Origin of the sequence: uncultured Capnocytophaga sp. (assembly GCF_963525585.1) — a bacterium.
Classification (GTDB): Bacteria; Bacteroidota; Bacteroidia; order Flavobacteriales; family Flavobacteriaceae; genus Capnocytophaga.
Map to the genome: position 1 here is coordinate 42,285 of NZ_CAURLX010000010.1, position 19,655 is coordinate 61,939.

Genomic DNA, 19,655 nt, shown 5'->3' on the forward strand with positions numbered 1-19,655 from the left:
TTCAAGATTTACTATCTTTGCATTTTGAAACAGCTGAGAAATAATGAAAAAAATATTTTCAAGCCTACTTATTTTATGTAGCTTACAAGGGTATGGACAAGCCCCATCTGTATAGGAGAAACATTTTCTATGGAAAGCACCATCCTGAAAGAAACCAGAAAAGTTGACATTTATCTACCACCTTCCTATACAAACTCACAGTTACAACCCAGCGATTATCCTGTTATTTATTTGCTGGATGCCGAGAATAATTTCCGTTACTTTACTACCTTGATGGAGAAACTAACCCAAGGTATCCCCTCTGTTCCTGAATTTATCATCATCGGAATAGAAAACACCCAGCGAGAACGAGATCTAACGCCTATTTCCCTTCCTAACAATCCAGAAAACACAGGTGGAAATCCTTTATTTTTATCTTTCCTCAAAGAAGAAGTTGTCCCAATGGTTGAAGAAAAGTATCGTTGTAAGGATTTTCGCATCCTAGTGGGGCATTCCCTAAGTGGGCTTGCTACTATCAATGCACTTATTACTGAGACAGAACTTTTTAACGTTTATATTGCTCACGATCCCAGCCTGTGGTGGAATAATAATTATGGACTTGAGCTATTTGAAAAGAACAAAGGCAAAGATTTTCTCAATTGCATCTTATATATTTCTCATTCTGAACAGAAAAAACGAGATAATGGCAGAGAAAGACACGTAGCCAGCCTTCAGCAGTTAGAAGAAATGTTTTTCAGAGGAGATTTCCAAAATATTCAATGGAAAATCGTAGGATATCCTAAAGAAAATCACGGTAGCATCCAGATTATTGGTAACCTAAACCTCATCCGTGACCTTTTTAGTGAAATGTTCATCGACCGTAGTGAAATCCTTAAAAACCCTTCTATTATTGACCAACGATATCAAGCCTTATCGGAGAAGCTACACTATCCATTTTCTCCTTCCGAGCTTTACCTGAACAATACCGCTCGTTGGCTAGAGAACTCACATAAAAAAGATATCGCATTGCAACTCCTTAAGGAGAATGCAAAGCGATATCCTAATAGTTCGCAAGCCAAAAGAGCTCTAGAGGATTTCTTAAACAGAAATCCACAATAGGATACTATCCCTTTTCTTCGATGGCTTTATCCACTTCTAGAGTAAAGTCACTTAGTACATTCATATAGTTGATATAAGCATCATAGGGAGAGCTGTAAGGAGAATCATTCTTAAGTCTTTGCTCTGCTGAAATATACTTTGTGCTCATATAATAGAAGTGGTTGCTAGATTGTAAGCGACTATAAGTACGCCTGAAAGCCTCATCAGCGAGTGTTTCCACCTTGCCACTCAAGGAAAACAGCTCTTCAAAGGCATTTTCTTGTAATTCATTCCCCAAGAAAGAGGTAATATCACGTTCCTCATCTGTCCAAGAGATTGGATTAGGTACATAGATAGGTTCCTGTGAAGAGAATGTATGAGTTACCTCTGAGGGAGTTAAGAAAGCATATTCTGAATCCTCTAACAGATACATTGGCAAGTAATAAAGGAAATCAAAAATACCTGAATTAGGCGCATTATACCTACCTATAGCTTGATAACGAAGGAATAAGTTCAGTACATCTCCTTCCTTAAGGCTTGCCCTGACCCATTGTGCATATTTCTCAGCGGTAAGAGGATATTGATCCCATTGTGTATCCGAAAAACGCAGAGAAATATCATCACTAAGCTTGGCATTCTTGAGTAATATTTTCACCTCTTCATTATTGGGATGATGATGCACGAAATTAGGATTTCTCCAGCCCAGAATATGCTTAGCTCCTTCGGTAAGTATGGTGTTAAATCCTAAGCGAGCTACGCGCTCGCCTATACTATCGGAATAGATAAGTGAGGTATTACGGAAAGCCTTAGGAGCTTTGCCAAAAAGTTCCTCTACCCGCTGAGCGTGCCTGAGAACATCCCTTTCAAATTCTGTGGTATTCTCCGAAAGGGAAGAAAGAGAGTGTGCGTAAGGCTCGCAGAGAAACTCTACACAGCCCGTTTGAGCAAGTTCTTGAAAACTATGGATCACCTCAGGAACGTGTAGCTCAAGAAGCTCAATAGCACTCCCTGAGATAGAGAAAGTTACCTTGAACTTCCCTTTGTATCGGTCTATAAGTCTTTTGAGTGTGGCGTTAGCAGGGAGAAAACAATCTTTGGCTAATTGCTCTATTTCTGTACGGTTTAAGTAATAATCAAAATAATCGTGTTGCCTACCTATATCAAAGAAATGATATCTACGCAACTGCTCTGAAAGATGGACTTCAAAGTAAAAACAAATGGCTTTCATTAGGGAAAAATCTTTAGGTTTTATTAAGTACTGAATCTATATTTTGTGAGAACAGCCATTTTTCGGCTATCTCATTCCTATTCTCTATATATTAATTTGGGTTTGATATATTTGCTTAAGCTTGGTAGCAGCATATTCCCACTTAAGGGTATTCACCTCTGCTAGTCCTTCCCTCTTAAGAGAATCAGAGAGCTTAGGATAAGCGAGCAATCCATAGATAGCATCTGCAAGGGCATTTACATCCCAATAATCAACCTTGATGGCGTACTGAAGCACTTCTGAGACTCCTGACTGCTTAGAGATAATGGTAGGCACCCCACAGCGCATTGCCTCCAGAGGAGAAATCCCAAAAGGCTCAGATACAGAAGGCATTACATATACATCACTATAACGGAACATTCGTTGGACATCATTCCCTCGTAGGAATCCTGTAAAATGAAAATGACCTCCCAACTTAAGCTGTGCCACACGCCGAACAGAAGGAGTCATTTTATCACCATTCCCTGCCATTACAAAGTGTGCATTTGGGATGCGCTTGAGTACTTTTGCAGCTGCTTCTATAAAGTATTCAGGTCCTTTTTGGAGGGTAATACGCCCCAAGAAAGTAACAATTTTTTCATTAAGCGTACGTGGAGGCAGGTCAAGTTCTTCATCGGAAAAATCCACTGCATTATGCACTGTAGAAACCTTCTCTGGAGAGATCCCATATTTTTCTATAACTATCTTACGCGTCCAATCGCTTACTGTAATCACGTGGTCAGCCCCTTGCATCCCATTCTTTTCTATATCATATACAATCGTATTCCGATTATATTCCCCTCCTCGGTCATATTCGGTGGCGTGTACGTGTACCACTAAGGGCTTCCCGCTTATCTGCTTAGCGACCAATCCTGCTTGATAGGTAAGCCAATCGTGAGCGTGAATAATATCAAAATCATATTTGCTCGCTATGGTACCCGCCACAAGTGCATAACGATATACTTCCTCAAGGAGATTATCGCCATACTTCCCTGAAAAGTTGAAAGTACGCTTATGGGTATAATGTTCACTGTGTTGCGAAGAACGTTGCTCCTGCCAATAGGAAGCAAATACCTCAGGAGAAAGATAAGGTCTTAGAGAGGAACCAATCTCCATAAATTGTATATGCTCATTATATTGATCAGAAAGTGTGTATGACTGTAACATTTCCTCTTCACTTGCATTGATAATACGTGCTGCCGTGGGGTCTTCATCTCCTGATGCTTTAGGCATCACAAAGAGTACCTCTACTTCATTCTTGGCTAACCCTTTGGTAAGCCCTAAGCAAGCTGTTCCCAAACCTCCACTGATATGAGGAGGAAATTCCCAGCCAAACATAAGTACTTTTATCTTTTTCATAATAGATTCTTATTGAGGTAAATTTTCTTTTTTGTATGAATTGATCAAATAGATAGCTCGGATAATCTCGGCCGTATTACGTGCTTGTGAGATACAGCCGTGCCCCACATAAGGAGGGTTGCCATCATAGAATTCTGAAATCAGCCCAAGTCCATAATTGTGAATATCCTCATCTACCTTAGAGAGAAGTTCTTCTGCTTTGGGGACAAAGGCTTGTCCATAGAGCTTCAAGCAAGTTTCTATATAAAAACTTAAGAGCCAAGGATGTGTTCCTCCTTGATAAATAGCCTCTTCTTGTTCCTGCATTGTCCCTTCACAACGCCCCAGATATCGCTTATCATCGGGAGCTAAAGTACGTAAGCCTCTTTCGGTAAGCAGTTTTTCTTGTAACAAATCCACAATAGACTTCTTCTGAGAGTCTCTCAAAGGACTAAAAGGCAATGCACAGGCAATAATTTGATTAGGACGTACAGAAAGGTCTTGCTCTCCTTCCTGATAAGTATCTGCCAGATAGCCTTTGCTTTCATTCCAGAAAGTAGCTAAGAACTGCTCCTGTATCTGCTTAGGATAGTCTCCCCATTGAGAAATAAAATCTCTATCAGACCCTGCTCTAGCCAGCTCTAAAGCATAACAAATAGCGTTGTACCACAAGGCATTAACTTCCACTACATAACCATTTCTTTCTAGAACAGGAATGCCATTGATAGTTCCATTCATCCAAGTAAGGGGTCTATGATACTTCTGATTATAAATAAGTTTGTTCTCATTCATATGTACTTGAGGGAAAGTACGCCCATCACGATAAGCCTCCAATACAGTACAAAGGGAAGTTCTGTATTTCTTCCAAAGAAGCTCCTTAGGGATTCCTGCCCAATGCTCATATTGCTGAAGTGTCCAGAAGAACCATAATGAGGTATCTGAATTATACTCTGGAGCCACGTGACTGCTGATAAGCCTAGGGAAAAGTCCTCCCTTCTGATACTGTAACATCGAATCAATTACTTGCTCAAATAAAGCCGTATCCCCTGTGCCTATTGCAATCCCAGGCAGTGCAACAAAAGTATTGCGCCCATAAGAAAGATGCCAAGGATAGCCTGCCTTGATACGGGTTTCATTCAGCTTTTCTATAACAAACTGCCTTGAGGCATACTTAAGACAGTTCTCAAAGGAATCTCTTGGAGCCCTCTGCTGAGAACTTTTTTCAAATTCCTCCACCAAAGTTTCTGCCTGTTCTAGGGTGGTAGAAGCAGAAAACACTATAGACTGGTCTTTGTACAATGTTAGTTCGAAATCACCTGGTACTACTAAGTCCTCCTGATAATCTCCTCCCCTTTCTCTGTCCTTACTATACTGAAGATACTTATACCAATGAGGATTATGTTCATAGGTATTTTCTTGACTCAGTTGCATATATAGTGTTGGGAATCCCTCATAGAGCTTCATTGCTATCCCTTGACTCACTGAAGTATAACTCATATTGGCTTGCGGATTCTCCTGAGAAAGCTTATGAATATCCCGAAACGCTAAAAAAGGCATAAGCCGTAAGCGAACTGACTGATGGGAACCTAGCAAAGTATAACGAATTAGTACTTGTGGTTGCCCGTGGAGCATCATTATATCTTTCTTAAGGCTTACTCCTGCCACTTGATAGGTAATAGAATAGTATTTGTTAAACTCTGCATCTACTATATACTTATGCCCTTTAGGATGAAAAGTGTTATTAGGATACTGATGAATCCCAAAATTAAACTCTTTATCATTGACAATAATCGTCTCATCCAAGGAGGAAAGCAATAAGTGATTGCGCCCCAGAAATTCATCAATAGGGACAACCAGAAGTCCGTGATAACGGCTCGTATTGCAAAAATTAAGGGTAGTAGAGAGATAGCCTCCTTCTCGGTTGGTGCCAAGAAACTCCCTCTGTAAGGCAAATTCCAAATTTACCAAATCACGTTGCTTGAAACTAAGGTACTGCATCAGATAATGATTAATGGTCAATGATTCTATTTATTGCGTTTATAATTATTCTTTGGTTAAGTGTCATACACCTCATCTATAAAGCCTCTGGTGGAGGCTTCTATTGCTGATACGAGCTTGTAGCTCGCAACTAATCTTTTACTCGACTTTGCTCCAATCATAAACACCATCTATAAAGCCTCGCTTTACAGCATCGTCTTCGTAATAGCCCATCATCAGGTATTTCTCTCCTTGGATAAGCTCCCACCAGCCCCCTGCATTTACCCTATAGAAATAGGGTTCTCCCTTATAAATAAGCACTCCCTCAACTACACAAGGAAATACACCGAACATATCGTGCAACTCACGGGAATCCATTGGCTTAGAATGCTTCATCACATACTTTATAGTTTTTTCAGGGATAGACCAGCTTTTACATTCCTCATAATCCCCTGAAGATTCCTCATAAGGAGCACTTTTCTTAGTAAGTAGTAACACTTGATTGTCCTTGAATTGCTTTCTTCTCTTTGTGCTGATAAGAACATCAAAAAAATCACCTTTATTGGATAACTTTCCTCCTATTTTTTTAGGGTAAAGCACCACAGAGTCATTCTGGTACAACTGAAAATTATTAGTAACAATAATTTCCCTTGTATATTTTGATTCATATAAGAAATGAATGATGTAGTCTTTCCCAAAGGAGCCATTATGATAGTATTCCTCTTTCACCAGTTTCCCATCTTTATAATAACTCCAGGTTCCTACATTCATTCCTGTATTAATATCCTCATTCTCTGCAATACCTTGGCATCCTCTGGCTATCATATGCCCCTTTTCATCATAAACTATATGTAGTTCGCTACACTTTACCGTATCTATATCATAAATGATACTATCTCTTCGAGTGAAATAATCAATTTTATCACTTATTTTTCCATTATCGTGATACCAATACTCCATAAAAGGCTCCACTTTCTCCGATTTTGTACTTTTCTCATAGAAAATTCTACGCTTTGTATTCCCTCGAGGAAAGAAATAAGAATGATATTCCCTACAATAGAACGTATCCTTTCCACGAAAGAAAAGGCTGTCCTTGCGCAAATAGTATTCTCTTCCATCCCTAGGGTCTCCAGGTACATCATACGGCCTTTCATCAAAATAAACGACACTATCATAGCGCGAATCTTTTAAAGTATCTTGTACAGAAGGACTCATAATCTCTCTTTGCTTGAGAGAACTGTTCTTACAAGCAACAAAACACACCAAGAGGATAACAATAGAATACCAAAGTTTCATTTTTTCATTTTTCACTATTCTCTCTTTAGTACGATTCCTATACGAGGGGGAATATACAGCGAAATCAGGTTTTTCTGAGCTATATATTGGGTAAAATGTTCCATCTGCTCATCAATAAGCCCTTGTCCGCCATAATAAGAAGTATCCGTACATAATACATAGGTGTATTTACCTGCTGTAACCTCAAACTGATAATCCACAAAAGCCTTATCAGGGTTAAAACTAAAAACAAACAGAAAACCTCCGCGCTCGTAAGCCAAAAGCTGTCTAGCTATATCTCGAACCAAGATATGAGGCTTATAAGCCAATAGGTTGGTTAGTTTAACAAAATGAATCATCGCACGATCAAAGGCGTTGAGATACTTAAACTTCAAGGATCCATCATCCAGAAGACTCCACTGCCTACGGGCGTGTGCATAACTATCTCCATTCCCTACACGTGGAAAATCAATCCATTCAGGGTGCCCCCATTCGTTGCCCATAAAATTCAGATAACCTCCGCCAGAAGTGGTGATTGTTACCAAGCGAATCATCTTGTGCAGAGCCATTGCTCGGTCTATGATAAGGCTATGGTCAAAAACACTCATTCCTGTATAGATTTCCTTATCTGTCAAGCGAAAGAAAATGGTTTTGTCTCCCACCAAGGCTTGATCGTGACTCTCGGCATAGCTAATTGTTCGCTCTTCGGAGCGTTTGTTCGTTAGTTCATAGTAGATGTCCCCTACGTGCCAGAATTGGTCTGGGACTTCCTTAAGGAGCTTAATCCAATAGTCTGGAATTCCCATACTCATCTTATAATCAAACCCCATTCCTCCTTCACTTATAGGAGAAGCTACCCCTGGCATTCCACTCATCTCCTCAGCAATAGTAATCGCCTTAGGATATACCTGATGGATAAGCTCATTGGCAAGTGTAAGATACGTAATAGCCTCTACATCCTGATTATCATCATAATACATCGCATAATTTGTAAAAGCCTTTCCTAGCCCGTGATCATAATAAATCATACTAGTTACGCCATCAAAGCGAAACCCATCAAACTGATACTCCTCTAACCAATATTTACAGTTAGAAAGAAGAAAATTTAGCACTTGAGGCTTCCCATAATCAAAACAACGAGAATCCCAAGCAGGATGTTTTCCTTTTTCCCCGTGATGAAAGTATAAATAGTCCGTTCCATCAAACTCACTAAGTCCTTCCACAGGATTACTTACCGAATGAGAATGAACAATATCCAGTATCACCCGAATACCCAAGCCGTGAGCCGTATCAATAAGTTCCTTAAGCTCCTCTGGTGTTCCAAATCGGGAACTGACCGCAAAGAAATTAGCTACCTGATACCCAAAAGAACCATAATAAGGATGCTCCTGAATTGCCATCAGCTGGAGGGTATTATATCCTAAGTGTGCAATACGAGGCAACACAAATAAGCGAAACTCCACAAAAGTGCTTACCTTCTGCTGTTCAGTAGCCATCCCTATATGAGCTTCATAGATAAGAGGGGCTTCATCTGTGTCTGGACGATGATGTTTCCATTGATAAGCCTGAGCTGGGCACCATACTTGGGCTGTGAAGCTTTTATTATAAGGATCTTGTACAGCTCTTGTAGTATGTGAAGGCAAGCGTTCGCCACTTCCTCCGTCCCATTCCACCAATAGATTATAGAGAGTGTAGTGAGAAAGCTCTGTAGCTGGCAGGCGAAGTTCCCAATTTTCCTGATTTACTCGTTGAAAGGCATACCGAGCCTCCTTCTGCCAGTGATCCCCCTCAAATAACAAATAAAGAGCCGTTGCATTAGGAGCCCATTCCCTAAGAATCCACTCTTGTCCTGTAAAATGCAAGCCATAATACAAGTAAGAGTTACAATTCTCCGATAAGAAATTCTTACCTCCTCTTAAAAGCTCTGCTTTTTGTAAGTAAGAATGATACCTATCCTGAATAACTCTTTTATATGGAACTAATAGGGAATCACTATCATACAACATATAACATCTCCTTAAGAATTAGGTTGTAAAGATAATAAAAAAAATTCAGATATTCTCGTAATAAAACGTTATTTTTTCATAATAAAAAGCACTTCTAAAAAAAATAATTTTTATTATTAACGAACTCAATCTTTTTTCCGTACCTTTGCCCAAATATCCAGATATGTTGCTCATCTATACAGAAAAGAAAACGCCTCGCTTTATGTACATCTGCGAGCATATTTTTGTGGATATGTTGGGGCTTTCTATAGAAATCACTACCAACTTAGAAACTTTCGTGAAATCAGACGAAAGCAAGCTCTCCTATGCCAAATCGGCTATTGGGAATGAGTTTTTTATCAAAAATTTTGGGCTTCTTTATGAGAAAGGTGTGCTGCCTATAGAAATCCTTATGGAAGAATGGGAGAATGTTCCTTATTTCTTTGCCACTAAGAAGGGCTCTATTCCTTTTGATATTCTATCGGCTAGTTTTTTTCTCCTGACGCGGTATGAAGAATATTTGTATAAAGACACTCATCCTGATCAGCCTTTCCCTGCCACAGAAAGCCTTGCCTATAAGCATCATTTCTTGGAGATTCCTATTATAGATATCTGGGTAGCTCGCCTAAAGGAATTATTACAGGAAAAATATCCTAACCTCTCATTCGCTCCTCGAGAGAAGAACGTAATATCTGTTATAGAAGTTCCTAAAGCATTCAAATACAAGCACAAAGGATTCTTACGAGCCTTTGGCAGAGCTCTAATCTACTTTTTCACCCTCCAATGGTCGCAACTGCGCAACCTCATTACAGTTGTTCTAGGAAAAGAAAAAGATCCTTATGATTTCTATGAAGCGCTACTTGCTTATTTTCAGGAAAAGAAGCTCCATCCAACTTTCTTTTTCCTACTGGGAGATTATAATTATTATGATCAAGGACTCTCGTATAACAATCCAAAATATAAATATCTGATAAAGCATATTGCTGACTATGCAATTGTTTCTGTTTTGGGCTCCTATGATGCTGTATCTGAGCAAGAACAGCTTCTACGAGAAAGGGAAAGAATGATTAATATCATCAACCGTCCTGTACGTCGCTTCAGAGCCAACAATAACCAGCTTCCTCTACCCGAGCTCTATCGGAAACTTACGGATTCTGAATTTGAAGAAGATTATACAATGGGATATCCCTCTCACTTAGGCTTTCGTTCCGGAACTTGTTCTCCTTACAAGTTCTATGACATTCGCCTGGAGGTGAAGCTTCCTCTTATCATCCATTCGTATGCCCTTCATTGGCAACAGATTGACAAACAGTATAGCCAAGAAACACTCTATAAAATAGAACAAATCAAACGAGAAGTCGAGGCTGTAGGAGGTAATTTTATTTCTATCTTTTCGCCTGAATATTTATCCAAATCTCCTGACCGATTTGCCATATACAAAACCATACAAGAAGCCTAAGTCAATTATTAATCTCAATACTTTTCATTATAGGAATGAATACACTTTATGAAAAATTCAAAGAATGCAAAGGTGTCGCCACAGATACACGTGCAGAACTAACTGATAAGTTATTCTTCTGCCTAAAAGGCGAACATTTTGACGGGAACGACTTTGCCACCACCGCTCTCGAGAAGGGAGCAAAATATGTAGTTATTGACCGCAAGGAGCTGGCACATCTCCCTCAAGCAATCCTAGTAGAGGACAGCCTTAAAGCCCTACAAGAGCTCGCTTCCTATCACCGACGTACCTTAGCCACTCCTATCATTGCTCTTACCGGAAGCAATGGGAAGACCACCACTAAGGAATTAATCTACAATGTACTTAATCAGTCCTTTCAAGCCCTAAAAACCGAAGGAAACCTCAACAATCACATAGGCGTTCCCCTTACTTTGCTTCGGCTGAATTCTGATACAGAAATAGCTATCATTGAGATGGGAGCTAGCCACCCCAGTGAGATTGCTACTCTATGTGAAATTGCAGAACCCGACTTTGGATATATTACCAACTTCGGGCGTGCCCACTTGGAAGGATTTGGTTCTTATGAAGGAGTTATTAAGGCAAAAAGCGAACTGTACGATTATCTGCGAAAGAATAACAAAGAAATTTTCTTCTGTCAGGACAATACAGTTCAGGCTCAGCTCTTGAGTGATTATACTCACACTTATTCTTTTACTCTGGAAAACAATTCTTTAGCTCACATCTCTCTTTCAGTGATAAGCTCTGTTCCTTTTGTCAAACTTCTATGGGAAGGAAATTCTATAGGAAGCCATCTCATTGGTAAGCATAATGCCATTAATATAGCTGCAGCTCTCTGTATTGGTCGATATTTCAAACTTTCTCCAGAGGCTATTACCCGAGGAATTGAGGGCTATATCCCAACTAATAACCGTTCTCAATTGGTAGAAAAAGAAAATGGAAACCGTCTCCTAATGGATGCCTACAATGCGAATCCCAGTAGTATGCGCGTTGCCATTGAGGCTTTTAAAGAAATAGAGGCACCCAACAAAATTCTCATTCTAGGTGATATGAAAGAATTAGGTTCCTATAGTGAGGAAGAACACCAACAACTGGTAAATGAACTTTCCTCATATCCTTGGAAAGCTGTATTTCTGGTAGGGGAGAACTTCAGTAAGGTACAGACAAATTATTTAAAATTTCCCACAATAGAAGAGTTAAACCTATATCTGCAAAAAGAAGCCTTTAAACAAACGATTTTTCTCGTAAAGGGATCTCGCTCAATGACATTGGAGAAAATTAAAATTTAAGCCTTAAAAATTGAAAATACTGTTATTATCAGACACCCATAGCTATATGGATGATGCCATCCTACAGCATGCCCAATGGGCTGATGAGGTGTGGCATGCGGGAGACTTTGGTTCTATCACTGTAGCCGAACAATTACAGAACATAAAACCTCTTCGAGGCGTATATGGCAATATAGATGGCACTGAGATACGGAGCCTCTTCCCAGAAAAACAGCTTTTTGAATGTGAGGGAATGCAAGTGCTGATGACGCATATTGGTGGTTATCCTTCTCATTATCAAAAGGGTATTCCTGAGCTTTTAGAAAGGGAAAAACCTCAACTTTTTATCTGCGGACACTCTCACATCCTCAAGGTAATTTATGATAAAAAATATCAGCTCTTACACCTGAATCCTGGAGCTATTGGGAAGTATGGCGCACAGAAGACACGAACAATGCTCCGATTTGAGATCCTTCAAGGAAATATTTCCCAAATGGAAATTATAGAATACCCTTTATAGAAAATAAAAGAGGCTACCCAAAGGATAACCTCTTTTATTTTTCTGTGATCAGTATCTATTACTCTACAATAGTAGAAATACTTACACGGTTCCAGTCTGGTTCAGAGAACATATCTCCAATACCATTTCCTTCTGCTTGGATACGATCAGAAGAAATTTTGTAACGAGTTACCAAAATTTTCTTTACAGATTCTGCACGATCAGCTGCTAATTTTTGGTTTTTCTCTAAGTTTCCTTCTGGAGAAGCAAATCCTTTAATCACTACTTTGCTATTAGGATATTTCTTTAGGTAAGTAGCGATACGCTCTACGTTAGGTAGCTGAGAAGATTCGATGGTAGTTTTTCCTACACGATAAGTAACTACTGATTCTAACGTTTTCTTACTCTTAGTAACTGTTTTTTCAATTACTTGAGGTTTTTTATTGCGTTCTGCTTCTAGCTCCTCTTCTAATTTTTTGATTTTCTTTTGATTATCTGTTAATTCACTTTCTTTTTCTTTCAAAGAAGCTCTTAATCGATCTAGCTCTGTAGTATCAGGTGCAGGAGCAGCAGTATTTGCCAGTGTGATATGGCGAGCTCCATTGCTTCCTTTGAATCGATAGATAATTCCGGCAGTTAGTTGAGTTACTGAATTAAGACTGTTAAGACTATTTGCAGAGTTCTTAGCAGGGGTATCCACTCCATAGATGATAGCAGGACTAAGCTTTACTGCCCATTTTTTGCTTTCTCCAAGGTTAAACAACAAGTTAGAACCAAACTGAGCGGTCATTCCATTGGTAACTGCGTTCTCACGTGTATTCACTCCAGGAACAATATTCTGCAAGTAAGTATGTCTCCATCCTAAACCAGCAAATCCTTCTACCTCAAAGAAGCGAGGAGTTCCATTATAACCAAGGATAAGGTTGCTAAGGTTTACAGTACCTACTAAGCTCACATTAGTTTGGTCAATGAAATTATTATAGGTAGGATTCTCATCAAAAGCAACAGGACGCACATAAGCCATTCCTTCGACCCCTAAGCGGAAAGCTGGAGAGATTTGCTTCTCTAATTCAAGCCCAAAAGTAGCTCGTGTATTCTTAAGGAATGCTTCACGGTGTGTATCTGAGAAACCTCCTCCTTTTACACCTAGTTGCCAATTATCAAAAAACTTACTATAACTGATTGCTTTCTCCTGTGCATTGGCTCCCATAGCAGAAGCTACCAACACAGCAATACTTAAAATTCGTGTTTTCATTCTTCTATATTTAAAAATTTGGCGCAAATATATTCACTTTATTTTACAAACGAATATATTTTAAAACAATAATAGTATTTTTGTGTAATTTTTAGCATTTTTTCTTTTCAATAACATAAAAAGTAGTGTTTTATGAAAAAACACTACTTTAAAATAAAATTATTAACTTATTCTGCCGATTACTAGTAGTTATCTGTAGGCGTTACAAAAACTTCTTCTTTGTATTTCACTCCACTGATGCGCTCTTGTAGGTGCTGGAATATCACAAAGAGCACAGGAATCACTATCAGTCCAAAGAAGGTACCGATAAGCTGACCTATAGCAGCACCTGTAGCTACTGAACGATTCCCCGTAGCACCTACCCCAGAGGCAAATACGAGCGGTAAAAGCCCAACGATAAAGGCAAAAGAAGTCATCAATATAGGACGCAAACGCGCCATAGCTGCATTAATCGCTGCTTTGGAGAGGCTTTCTCCTTGTCGGCGCCTTTGTACAGCAAACTCTACGATTAGGATAGCATTCTTCGCCAAGAGTCCCATAAGCATAATCAGTGAGATTTGGAAGTAAATATTATTCTCCAACCCGAATAACCATTGTCCAAAATACGCTCCAAAGATACCAAAAGGCAAGGACATAATCACAGAAAGGGGCAATACATAACTCTCATACTGTGCAGATAGGATAAAATAAGTAAATATCAAGCTCAAAAGGAAGATAATAATGGTCTGAGAACCTGCATTCTGTTCCTCTCGAGTAAGCCCTGTATAGTCTATACCATAGTTAGAATTTAGTGTTTGTGCTGCCACTTCTTCAATGGCTTTCACAACATCTCCTGTACTATATTCCTCATTATTAGCCGCAGAGATATCCACCGAAGTATAAAGGTTATAACGGCTCACTGCTTGCGGTCCGAATACACGATTTAGGGTTACATATTCTGATATAGGAGCCATTTCTCCTGTACCTGTTTTAACAAATAGACTATTGAGGCTATTTACATCCTTACGATCTTCGGGTAATGCTTGCACCATCACACGGAATTGTTTCCCGTAGAGGGTAAAATCTGTTGCATAATAGCCCCCAATATAGTTTTGTAAGGTAGAAAGAATAGAACTAACCGCTATTCCTGACTGCATTGCACGCTCTACATTAATATCCAATTGATATTGGGGATAATCTATATTGAATGATGTTTGTGCATACTTCACTTCTGGGCGTGCATTAAGGGCAGCCATAAACTCTTGGGTGGTCTTATTTATCTCGGTAACATCAGCTCCTGACTTATTCAGAAGTACAAATGACACCCCTGCTCCCATACCAAAGCCCGATACAGCTGGTGGTTCAAAGAAAAGAACCTTAGCATCCTTAATCTTTTCAGCAGCTGTGAATGCTTTTTCGATAATTGCACTTATACTTTGGTCAGGATATTCGGCACGTTCTTCGAAAGGTTTGAGTTTGAAGAAGCCCATTCCGTTATTACTTCCTGTTCCTGATAATATACCATTCCCTGTTACAAAAGTAAAATCCTCTACTCCTGGTATATTATCCAAGTCTTTACTTAACTCGCGCAACTGATTAGCTACACGTTCCATTGAGGCACCAGGTATCATTGATATATCCATCAGTATGAAACCTTGGTCTTCATTAGGTACAAACCCCTTTTGTAGGCTCTTATTCGCGAAATAAATACCTCCACCTGCCACAGCAAATAGCACTAAAGTGACCCATTTGTGACGCAAAAAGAAGGTAAATGTTTGACCATATCTGAGCGTAGCAGCATCAAAGGCTATATTGAACTTGTGGAAGAACTTACCCATCCAAGATTTGTCTTCATACTCCTTATTACCGTGCGGTTTTAGGAAAAGTGAACAAAGCACAGGGCTAAGAGTAAGCGCATTGACTGCCGAAATAAAGATAGAAACAATCAATGTAACCCCAAACTGCTTATAGAATACCCCTGTCGTTCCTTCAATAAAGGTAACAGGTACGAATACCGCTGCCATCACTAGGGTGATAGAGATAATTGCTCCTGTGATTTCGTTCATTGCCAATATAGTAGCAGGCTTAGCCTTCTCGTGAGTCTGTTCCATCTTGGCGTGTACTGCCTCGACGACGACAATCGCATCATCCACCACAATACCAATAGCCAATACCAAAGCAAACAAAGTAAGCATATTGATAGAATACCCAAAAAGATTCAGGAAGAAGAACGTCCCTACAATAGACACCGGCACCGCAATAGCAGGAATCAGCGTAGAACGGAAGTCCTGTAAGAAGATATACACCACCAAGAATACGAGTAAGAACGCCTCTAAGAGAGTTGTAATTACTTTAGAAATCGCAGCGTTAAGGAACGTATTTACATTAAAATTAATAGCATATGTAACACCTTCGGGAAGTGTTTTCTCGATTGATTTAAGATATTTATCAATATTCTGTACCACAGCATACGCATTCGCTCCAGGGGTTTGGGTAATAGCCATTGCGATAGCTGCGCGCCCCTTACTTTCTGAGAAGCTCGTATAACCCATTGCACTAAGTTCTATCTCTGCTACATCTTTCAAACGGAGAATACGCCCCCCATCTAAGGCTTTTATTACGATATTTTCATACTCGGATACTTTGTTATATTTTCCTTTGTACTTAATAGTATATTCGTAAGAACCTCCAACATTTTGCCCTAACGTACCTGGTGCCCCCTCCAAACTCTGAGAAGAGATGGCAGCGGTAACCTCGGTAGGGTCTAGCTTATAGGCTTGTAGCTTTTGAGGGTCTAGCCACACACGCATAGAGTAGTTTTTACCTCCAAATTCATCTGCATCTCCTACCCCTGTGATACGTTTGAGTTCTGGAATAATTTTGATACCTAAGTAATTCTCCAAGAAAACTTCATCAATTTCTGGATTATCCGAGAAGAAGGTAAGGAACATCAATTGTCCTGCTTCGCGCTTCTCTACCGTTATCCCCGATTGTTTTACCTCGGCAGGGAGAATCGGATTGGCATACGACACGCGGTTCTGCACCAATACCGCCGCATTATCTGGGTCTGTACCGTTTTTGAAATATACTGTGATATTCGCTGCACCACTATTGGAAGCAGAAGAGACGATATAGTCCATATTCTCTACCCCATTTATCTGTTCTTCAAGCGGAATTATCACCGATTTGAGTACAGTCTCGGCGCTAGCTCCTCCATAATTTGCCCGCACCGTTACCGTTACAGGAGCAATATCTGGATATTGCGATACGGGTAGAGAGACAATACCCAATACGCCCAAGATGACTATCATTATAGAAATTACCGTTGATAGCACCGGCCTATTAATAAAACTTTTTATCATAAAAAACTAATTATTCTTATTTATTTTTAAGTGGTTTTCTTTACTCTTTTCTTAACAAAAAAATGCTCTGTTATGGAATATTCACCCTATAGAGAGCGGAACAATATTCTTTTTACGCCTACTCATATAGGATAATATCTACTAAAATTCTTGTCTAGTAGGGCGTAACGTAATCTCGTTGATAGCTACCTCTTCGGGTTCATTGATGGCATAGGCAATTGCTCTGGCTACGGAGCTTGCAGGAATCTCATATTCCTTATAGAAAGCCTGAATTGTAGCGCTTGCTTCGGGGTCAGAGCTACCATATTTCAGCTCACTTTCTATAGCCCCAGGGTAAAGCGTAGTAACACGTATATTTTCTTTGGCTACTTCTATACGCAAACCCTCACTAATTGCCTTAACTGCAAACTTGGTTCCGCTATACACAGTACCACGCCCCGCAGACACACGCAAGCCCGCTACCGATGATAGGTTGATGATATGTCCGCTATGTTGCTTTTTCATCGTTGGAAGTACCGCCGCGATGCCATAAAGCACCCCTTTTACATTAATGTCAATCATATTATCCCACTCTTCTACTTTGAGTTTGTCCAAAGTAGCTTGTGGCATAATCCCTGCATTATTTATAAGCACATCGATACGCCCATAAGCTTTGAGAGTTTCTTCTGCGATACGCTCTACATCGCTTTGTACTGCCACATCGGCAACTACCACGAGGGCTTCGCCCCCTTGCGAGATGATTTGAGAAGCTAATTTTTCCAGACGCTCCTTACGCCGAGCGGCTAAAACTACCTTAGCTCCATATTTTGCCAAGAGCAAAGCTGTCGCTTCACCCAGGCCACTGCTGGCACCGGTGATAATCACTACTTTATTTTTGATATTTTCGGTCATAATTACTGTATGTTACTTTGTCTGATTGTGGATAAAGACTTCTGTTGCTTACCCTGTGAGTCGAAATTCTCAGGGGAGAGCCATTGCTCAAGAGCGCGTTTGTTAGCTTCCCATTCCTTATCTATCATAGCAAACCAAGCGGTGTCACGTGAACGCCCTTTGTAAACCACTGCCTGCCTGAATGTACCCTCATATACAAAGCCCAAACGCTCCGCGGCACGGCGCGAAGGTTCATTAAGGCTGTCACACTTCCATTCGTAACGCCTGTATTGAAGGACTTCAAACACATATTTTGCCAACAAATACTGTGCCTCTGTAGCCATACGCGTACGCTGTAAAGCCGGCGAATAATTCACCCACCCCACTTCTATCACTCTGTTTTTAGGGTCTATACGCATTAGGGCGAGCGTACCCACTGCTTTTCGCGTTTGTTTATCTACAATCGTCAGAAAATAAGGGTCGGCAGCGGCTTCCTGCTTGGTGAGTAAAGCGTGCAACTCCTCTTTGTTCTTTGCAGGAGCTATAGATAAATAAGTCCAATCGGGCATCACAGCATTGGCTTCCAAATAGAAATCACTCAAATCGTCTAAATGTTTGGCTACCGAAAGAGGTTCCAACAGGCAATAATTTCCCTCTAAGAGGGTTATATGAGGGGTTGCTCCTACTGAAAAATTAGGTAATGCATCCCCTATGGGTTGATTGTATTGGTTTGTGTTCATTGTATATTTTTAGATAATCGGTTGATACGCCAAGCATTTGTCTACTACTTCCTCGACGGTGGGGTCGTAGGAGGAAATATCCATAGTGCGAGCGTTGTAGTTTTCCGGATAGAAGAATAACGAACTGCCCTCGGGGTGAGGTACATTGCGATCGAAGCGCTCCATTAGCTCCTCTTGGCGATCGTCATCGGTTTCTTCTATGATTTGGTTCCCTAATTGTATGAGTTCTTCTCGGGTCATTCGGTAAAAAAATAAGTTTTTATACTATTTAGTGGCAATCGTTCTCAGTGCCTTTTTTACAATATACTTGGTTTCCTTGGTAGGACTTTCGCGTTCCCAACGCTCACAAAGAGCTGTTACGAAATCGGGACGGGTTTTGCTGGCATCGTTCAGCCAGTTCCCTACGCTATCTTGTACATACTTTGCCTTATCGGACTTCAATTTGTCTAATATAGGCAAATACTGTTCTGGCTTTTCTTTCAAGGCTTCTATATGAGCACACCAAACACCCCGCGGACGCAAGGCTTCTGTACTAAACCTACGGATATTCTCATCTTCGCTTTCTGCCCAATGGGAAAGAAAAGCGATTGAAAAGTCTAAATGCTCGCTCATTTCGGGGCGTAATGCCATCCAAATAATCTCACGAACGCCAAAATGACTATCGGCTACCAAAGGTTTTAGTTTGTGTAGCTTATCTTCTAAAGGGATTTCGGTATGCAAAGCCACCAAATAACAAGCATAACAGCGCACCGAATCGGATAAGTGCGTGCTGATTTGCTTAAACAAAGGCTCATAAAGGTCAGTATTTGCATATTTTTCGTATAACAATGCTCCTATGAGCTTAATCGTATTCATTGTAGAAGGTTTCTTTTGCTGATTGATTTGGCGAACCACCTCTTCAATGATATTTTTATCAATTCCCAAAGCAGGAAAAACCGATTTTACCAGCTGTGAATGATCTACAGCCAGCCATTCGGTAAGGTTTACCGTTTCTATACGCCCCGCATTTAATAGCGAAAGCACTTCGGAAGGTATATCTACTGCCTTTTGAGCCCCTTTTCTGTTTTTGATTTCTTCGGTCATAAACTTAATTAATGTGTTAATTGATACCTTTGCTAATTCTTATGGTGTGATAGTAACGATTTTTCCTTCACGGCGCACCACAATCTTTTGGTTATTCTTGCGTTTTTGGGCAATCATTCGCTCATAAGCAAGGTCTAAACCCTTTAAAAGTTTATCTTTTAGACCCTCTTTCTTAGTTATTTTATCTTTCATAATTATTTTTCATTAAGTTAAACTTGTCGTTG

16 protein-coding genes are annotated in these 19,655 nt (G+C 40.0%); 4 read left to right on the plus strand and 12 right to left on the minus strand.

Going from position 1 to position 19,655, the window contains the following annotated elements; all coding sequences use genetic code 11:
- The first annotated feature begins 129 nt into the window (after nt 1-129).
- Entirely contained in the window at nt 130-1,098 is a 969-nt protein-coding gene (locus tag RYK20_RS04040) for an alpha/beta hydrolase-fold protein (RefSeq protein ID WP_314894502.1), read from the plus strand.
- Nucleotides 1,099-1,102: 4 nt separating this feature from the next.
- Here the strand turns inward: RYK20_RS04040 and RYK20_RS04045 are convergent, their stop codons facing one another.
- The 5 genes from RYK20_RS04045 to RYK20_RS04065 all read right to left on the minus strand — a co-directional run bounded on the left by RYK20_RS04045 (nt 1,103) and on the right by RYK20_RS04065 (nt 8,919).
- Nucleotides 1,103-2,305 carry a glycoside hydrolase family 57 protein gene (locus tag RYK20_RS04045; protein ID WP_314894503.1) on the minus strand — a complete coding sequence of 401 codons (1,203 nt, stop codon included), beginning with the start codon at nt 2,303-2,305 and terminating at the stop codon, nt 1,103-1,105.
- Nucleotides 2,306-2,389: 84 nt separating this feature from the next.
- On the minus strand, nt 2,390-3,682 hold the full coding sequence (locus tag RYK20_RS04050; RefSeq protein ID WP_314894504.1) for a glycosyltransferase family 4 protein: 1,293 nt from the start codon (nt 3,680-3,682) through the stop codon (nt 2,390-2,392).
- A 9-nt stretch (nt 3,683-3,691) separates the two neighbouring features.
- Complete coding sequence (locus RYK20_RS04055; protein ID WP_314894505.1) at nt 3,692-5,659, minus strand: amylo-alpha-1,6-glucosidase; 1,968 nt, start codon at nt 5,657-5,659, stop codon at nt 3,692-3,694.
- Between the two features lie 138 nt (nt 5,660-5,797).
- Nucleotides 5,798-6,934, minus strand: a complete 1,137-nt coding sequence (locus RYK20_RS04060) for a hypothetical protein (protein WP_311456224.1) — start codon at nt 6,932-6,934, stop codon at nt 5,798-5,800.
- A gap of 14 nt (nt 6,935-6,948) precedes the next feature.
- On the minus strand, nt 6,949-8,919 hold the full coding sequence (locus RYK20_RS04065; protein ID WP_314894506.1) for an alpha-amylase family glycosyl hydrolase: 1,971 nt from the start codon (nt 8,917-8,919) through the stop codon (nt 6,949-6,951).
- Between the two features lie 163 nt (nt 8,920-9,082).
- Here RYK20_RS04065 and RYK20_RS04070 point away from each other — a divergent pair, with 163 nt between their 5' ends.
- From RYK20_RS04070 to RYK20_RS04080, 3 genes are read left to right on the plus strand one after another with little or no spacing between them, the layout of a single operon-like run.
- Nucleotides 9,083-10,357: a polysaccharide deacetylase family protein gene (locus RYK20_RS04070; protein WP_314894507.1), complete on the plus strand. Its 1,275-nt coding sequence runs from the start codon at nt 9,083-9,085 to the stop codon at nt 10,355-10,357.
- Nucleotides 10,358-10,392: 35 nt separating this feature from the next.
- The gene (gene murF / locus RYK20_RS04075; protein WP_314894508.1) at nt 10,393-11,664 is read left to right on the plus strand and encodes a UDP-N-acetylmuramoyl-tripeptide--D-alanyl-D-alanine ligase; all 1,272 of its coding nucleotides are present in this window, start codon (nt 10,393-10,395) and stop codon (nt 11,662-11,664) included.
- A gap of 10 nt (nt 11,665-11,674) precedes the next feature.
- Entirely contained in the window at nt 11,675-12,163 is a 489-nt protein-coding gene (locus tag RYK20_RS04080) for a metallophosphoesterase (protein WP_311456230.1), read from the plus strand.
- Nucleotides 12,164-12,221: 58 nt separating this feature from the next.
- Here RYK20_RS04080 and RYK20_RS04085 read toward each other — a convergent pair whose 3' ends face one another.
- The 7 genes from RYK20_RS04085 to RYK20_RS04115 form a co-directional block, all read right to left on the minus strand.
- Nucleotides 12,222-13,397: an OmpA family protein gene (locus RYK20_RS04085; RefSeq protein ID WP_314894509.1), complete on the minus strand. Its 1,176-nt coding sequence runs from the start codon at nt 13,395-13,397 to the stop codon at nt 12,222-12,224.
- Between the two features lie 182 nt (nt 13,398-13,579).
- Entirely contained in the window at nt 13,580-16,738 is a 3,159-nt protein-coding gene (locus RYK20_RS04090; RefSeq protein ID WP_314894510.1) for an efflux RND transporter permease subunit, read from the minus strand.
- A 141-nt stretch (nt 16,739-16,879) separates the two neighbouring features.
- Nucleotides 16,880-17,629: an SDR family oxidoreductase gene (locus tag RYK20_RS04095; protein ID WP_314894511.1), complete on the minus strand. Its 750-nt coding sequence runs from the start codon at nt 17,627-17,629 to the stop codon at nt 16,880-16,882.
- Nucleotides 17,630-17,631: 2 nt separating this feature from the next.
- Complete coding sequence (locus tag RYK20_RS04100) at nt 17,632-18,348, minus strand: GNAT family protein (protein ID WP_314894512.1); 717 nt, start codon at nt 18,346-18,348, stop codon at nt 17,632-17,634.
- Between the two features lie 9 nt (nt 18,349-18,357).
- Nucleotides 18,358-18,588: a bacteriocin immunity protein gene (locus tag RYK20_RS04105; RefSeq protein ID WP_002665645.1), complete on the minus strand. Its 231-nt coding sequence runs from the start codon at nt 18,586-18,588 to the stop codon at nt 18,358-18,360.
- 24 nt (nt 18,589-18,612) lie between these two features.
- The gene (locus RYK20_RS04110) at nt 18,613-19,431 is read right to left on the minus strand and encodes a DNA alkylation repair protein (protein WP_314894513.1); all 819 of its coding nucleotides are present in this window, start codon (nt 19,429-19,431) and stop codon (nt 18,613-18,615) included.
- A gap of 39 nt (nt 19,432-19,470) precedes the next feature.
- Complete coding sequence (locus tag RYK20_RS04115; protein WP_167372064.1) at nt 19,471-19,623, minus strand: hypothetical protein; 153 nt, start codon at nt 19,621-19,623, stop codon at nt 19,471-19,473.
- Nucleotides 19,624-19,655 lie beyond the last annotated feature (32 nt).

Excerpts from the sequence above, each read along its gene's own strand:
- RYK20_RS04040 (WP_314894502.1), top strand. The coding sequence starts at position 130 with ATGGAAAGCACCATCCTGAAAGAAACCAGAAAAGTTGACATTTATCTA.
- RYK20_RS04045 (WP_314894503.1), bottom strand. The coding sequence starts at position 2,305 with ATGAAAGCCATTTGTTTTTACTTTGAAGTCCATCTTTCAGAGCAGTTG.
- RYK20_RS04050 (WP_314894504.1), bottom strand. The coding sequence starts at position 3,682 with ATGAAAAAGATAAAAGTACTTATGTTTGGCTGGGAATTTCCTCCTCAT.
- RYK20_RS04055 (WP_314894505.1), bottom strand. The coding sequence starts at position 5,659 with ATGCAGTACCTTAGTTTCAAGCAACGTGATTTGGTAAATTTGGAATTT.
- RYK20_RS04060 (WP_311456224.1), bottom strand. The coding sequence starts at position 6,934 with ATGAAACTTTGGTATTCTATTGTTATCCTCTTGGTGTGTTTTGTTGCT.
- RYK20_RS04065 (WP_314894506.1), bottom strand. The coding sequence starts at position 8,919 with ATGTTGTATGATAGTGATTCCCTATTAGTTCCATATAAAAGAGTTATT.
- RYK20_RS04070 (WP_314894507.1), top strand. The coding sequence starts at position 9,083 with ATGTTGCTCATCTATACAGAAAAGAAAACGCCTCGCTTTATGTACATC.
- murF (WP_314894508.1), top strand. The coding sequence starts at position 10,393 with ATGAATACACTTTATGAAAAATTCAAAGAATGCAAAGGTGTCGCCACA.
- RYK20_RS04085 (WP_314894509.1), bottom strand. The coding sequence starts at position 13,397 with ATGAAAACACGAATTTTAAGTATTGCTGTGTTGGTAGCTTCTGCTATG.
- RYK20_RS04090 (WP_314894510.1), bottom strand. The coding sequence starts at position 16,738 with ATGATAAAAAGTTTTATTAATAGGCCGGTGCTATCAACGGTAATTTCT.
- RYK20_RS04095 (WP_314894511.1), bottom strand. The coding sequence starts at position 17,629 with ATGACCGAAAATATCAAAAATAAAGTAGTGATTATCACCGGTGCCAGC.
- RYK20_RS04100 (WP_314894512.1), bottom strand. The coding sequence starts at position 18,348 with ATGAACACAAACCAATACAATCAACCCATAGGGGATGCATTACCTAAT.
- RYK20_RS04105 (WP_002665645.1), bottom strand. The coding sequence starts at position 18,588 with ATGACCCGAGAAGAACTCATACAATTAGGGAACCAAATCATAGAAGAA.
- RYK20_RS04110 (WP_314894513.1), bottom strand. The coding sequence starts at position 19,431 with ATGACCGAAGAAATCAAAAACAGAAAAGGGGCTCAAAAGGCAGTAGAT.
- RYK20_RS04115 (WP_167372064.1), bottom strand. The coding sequence starts at position 19,623 with ATGAAAGATAAAATAACTAAGAAAGAGGGTCTAAAAGATAAACTTTTA.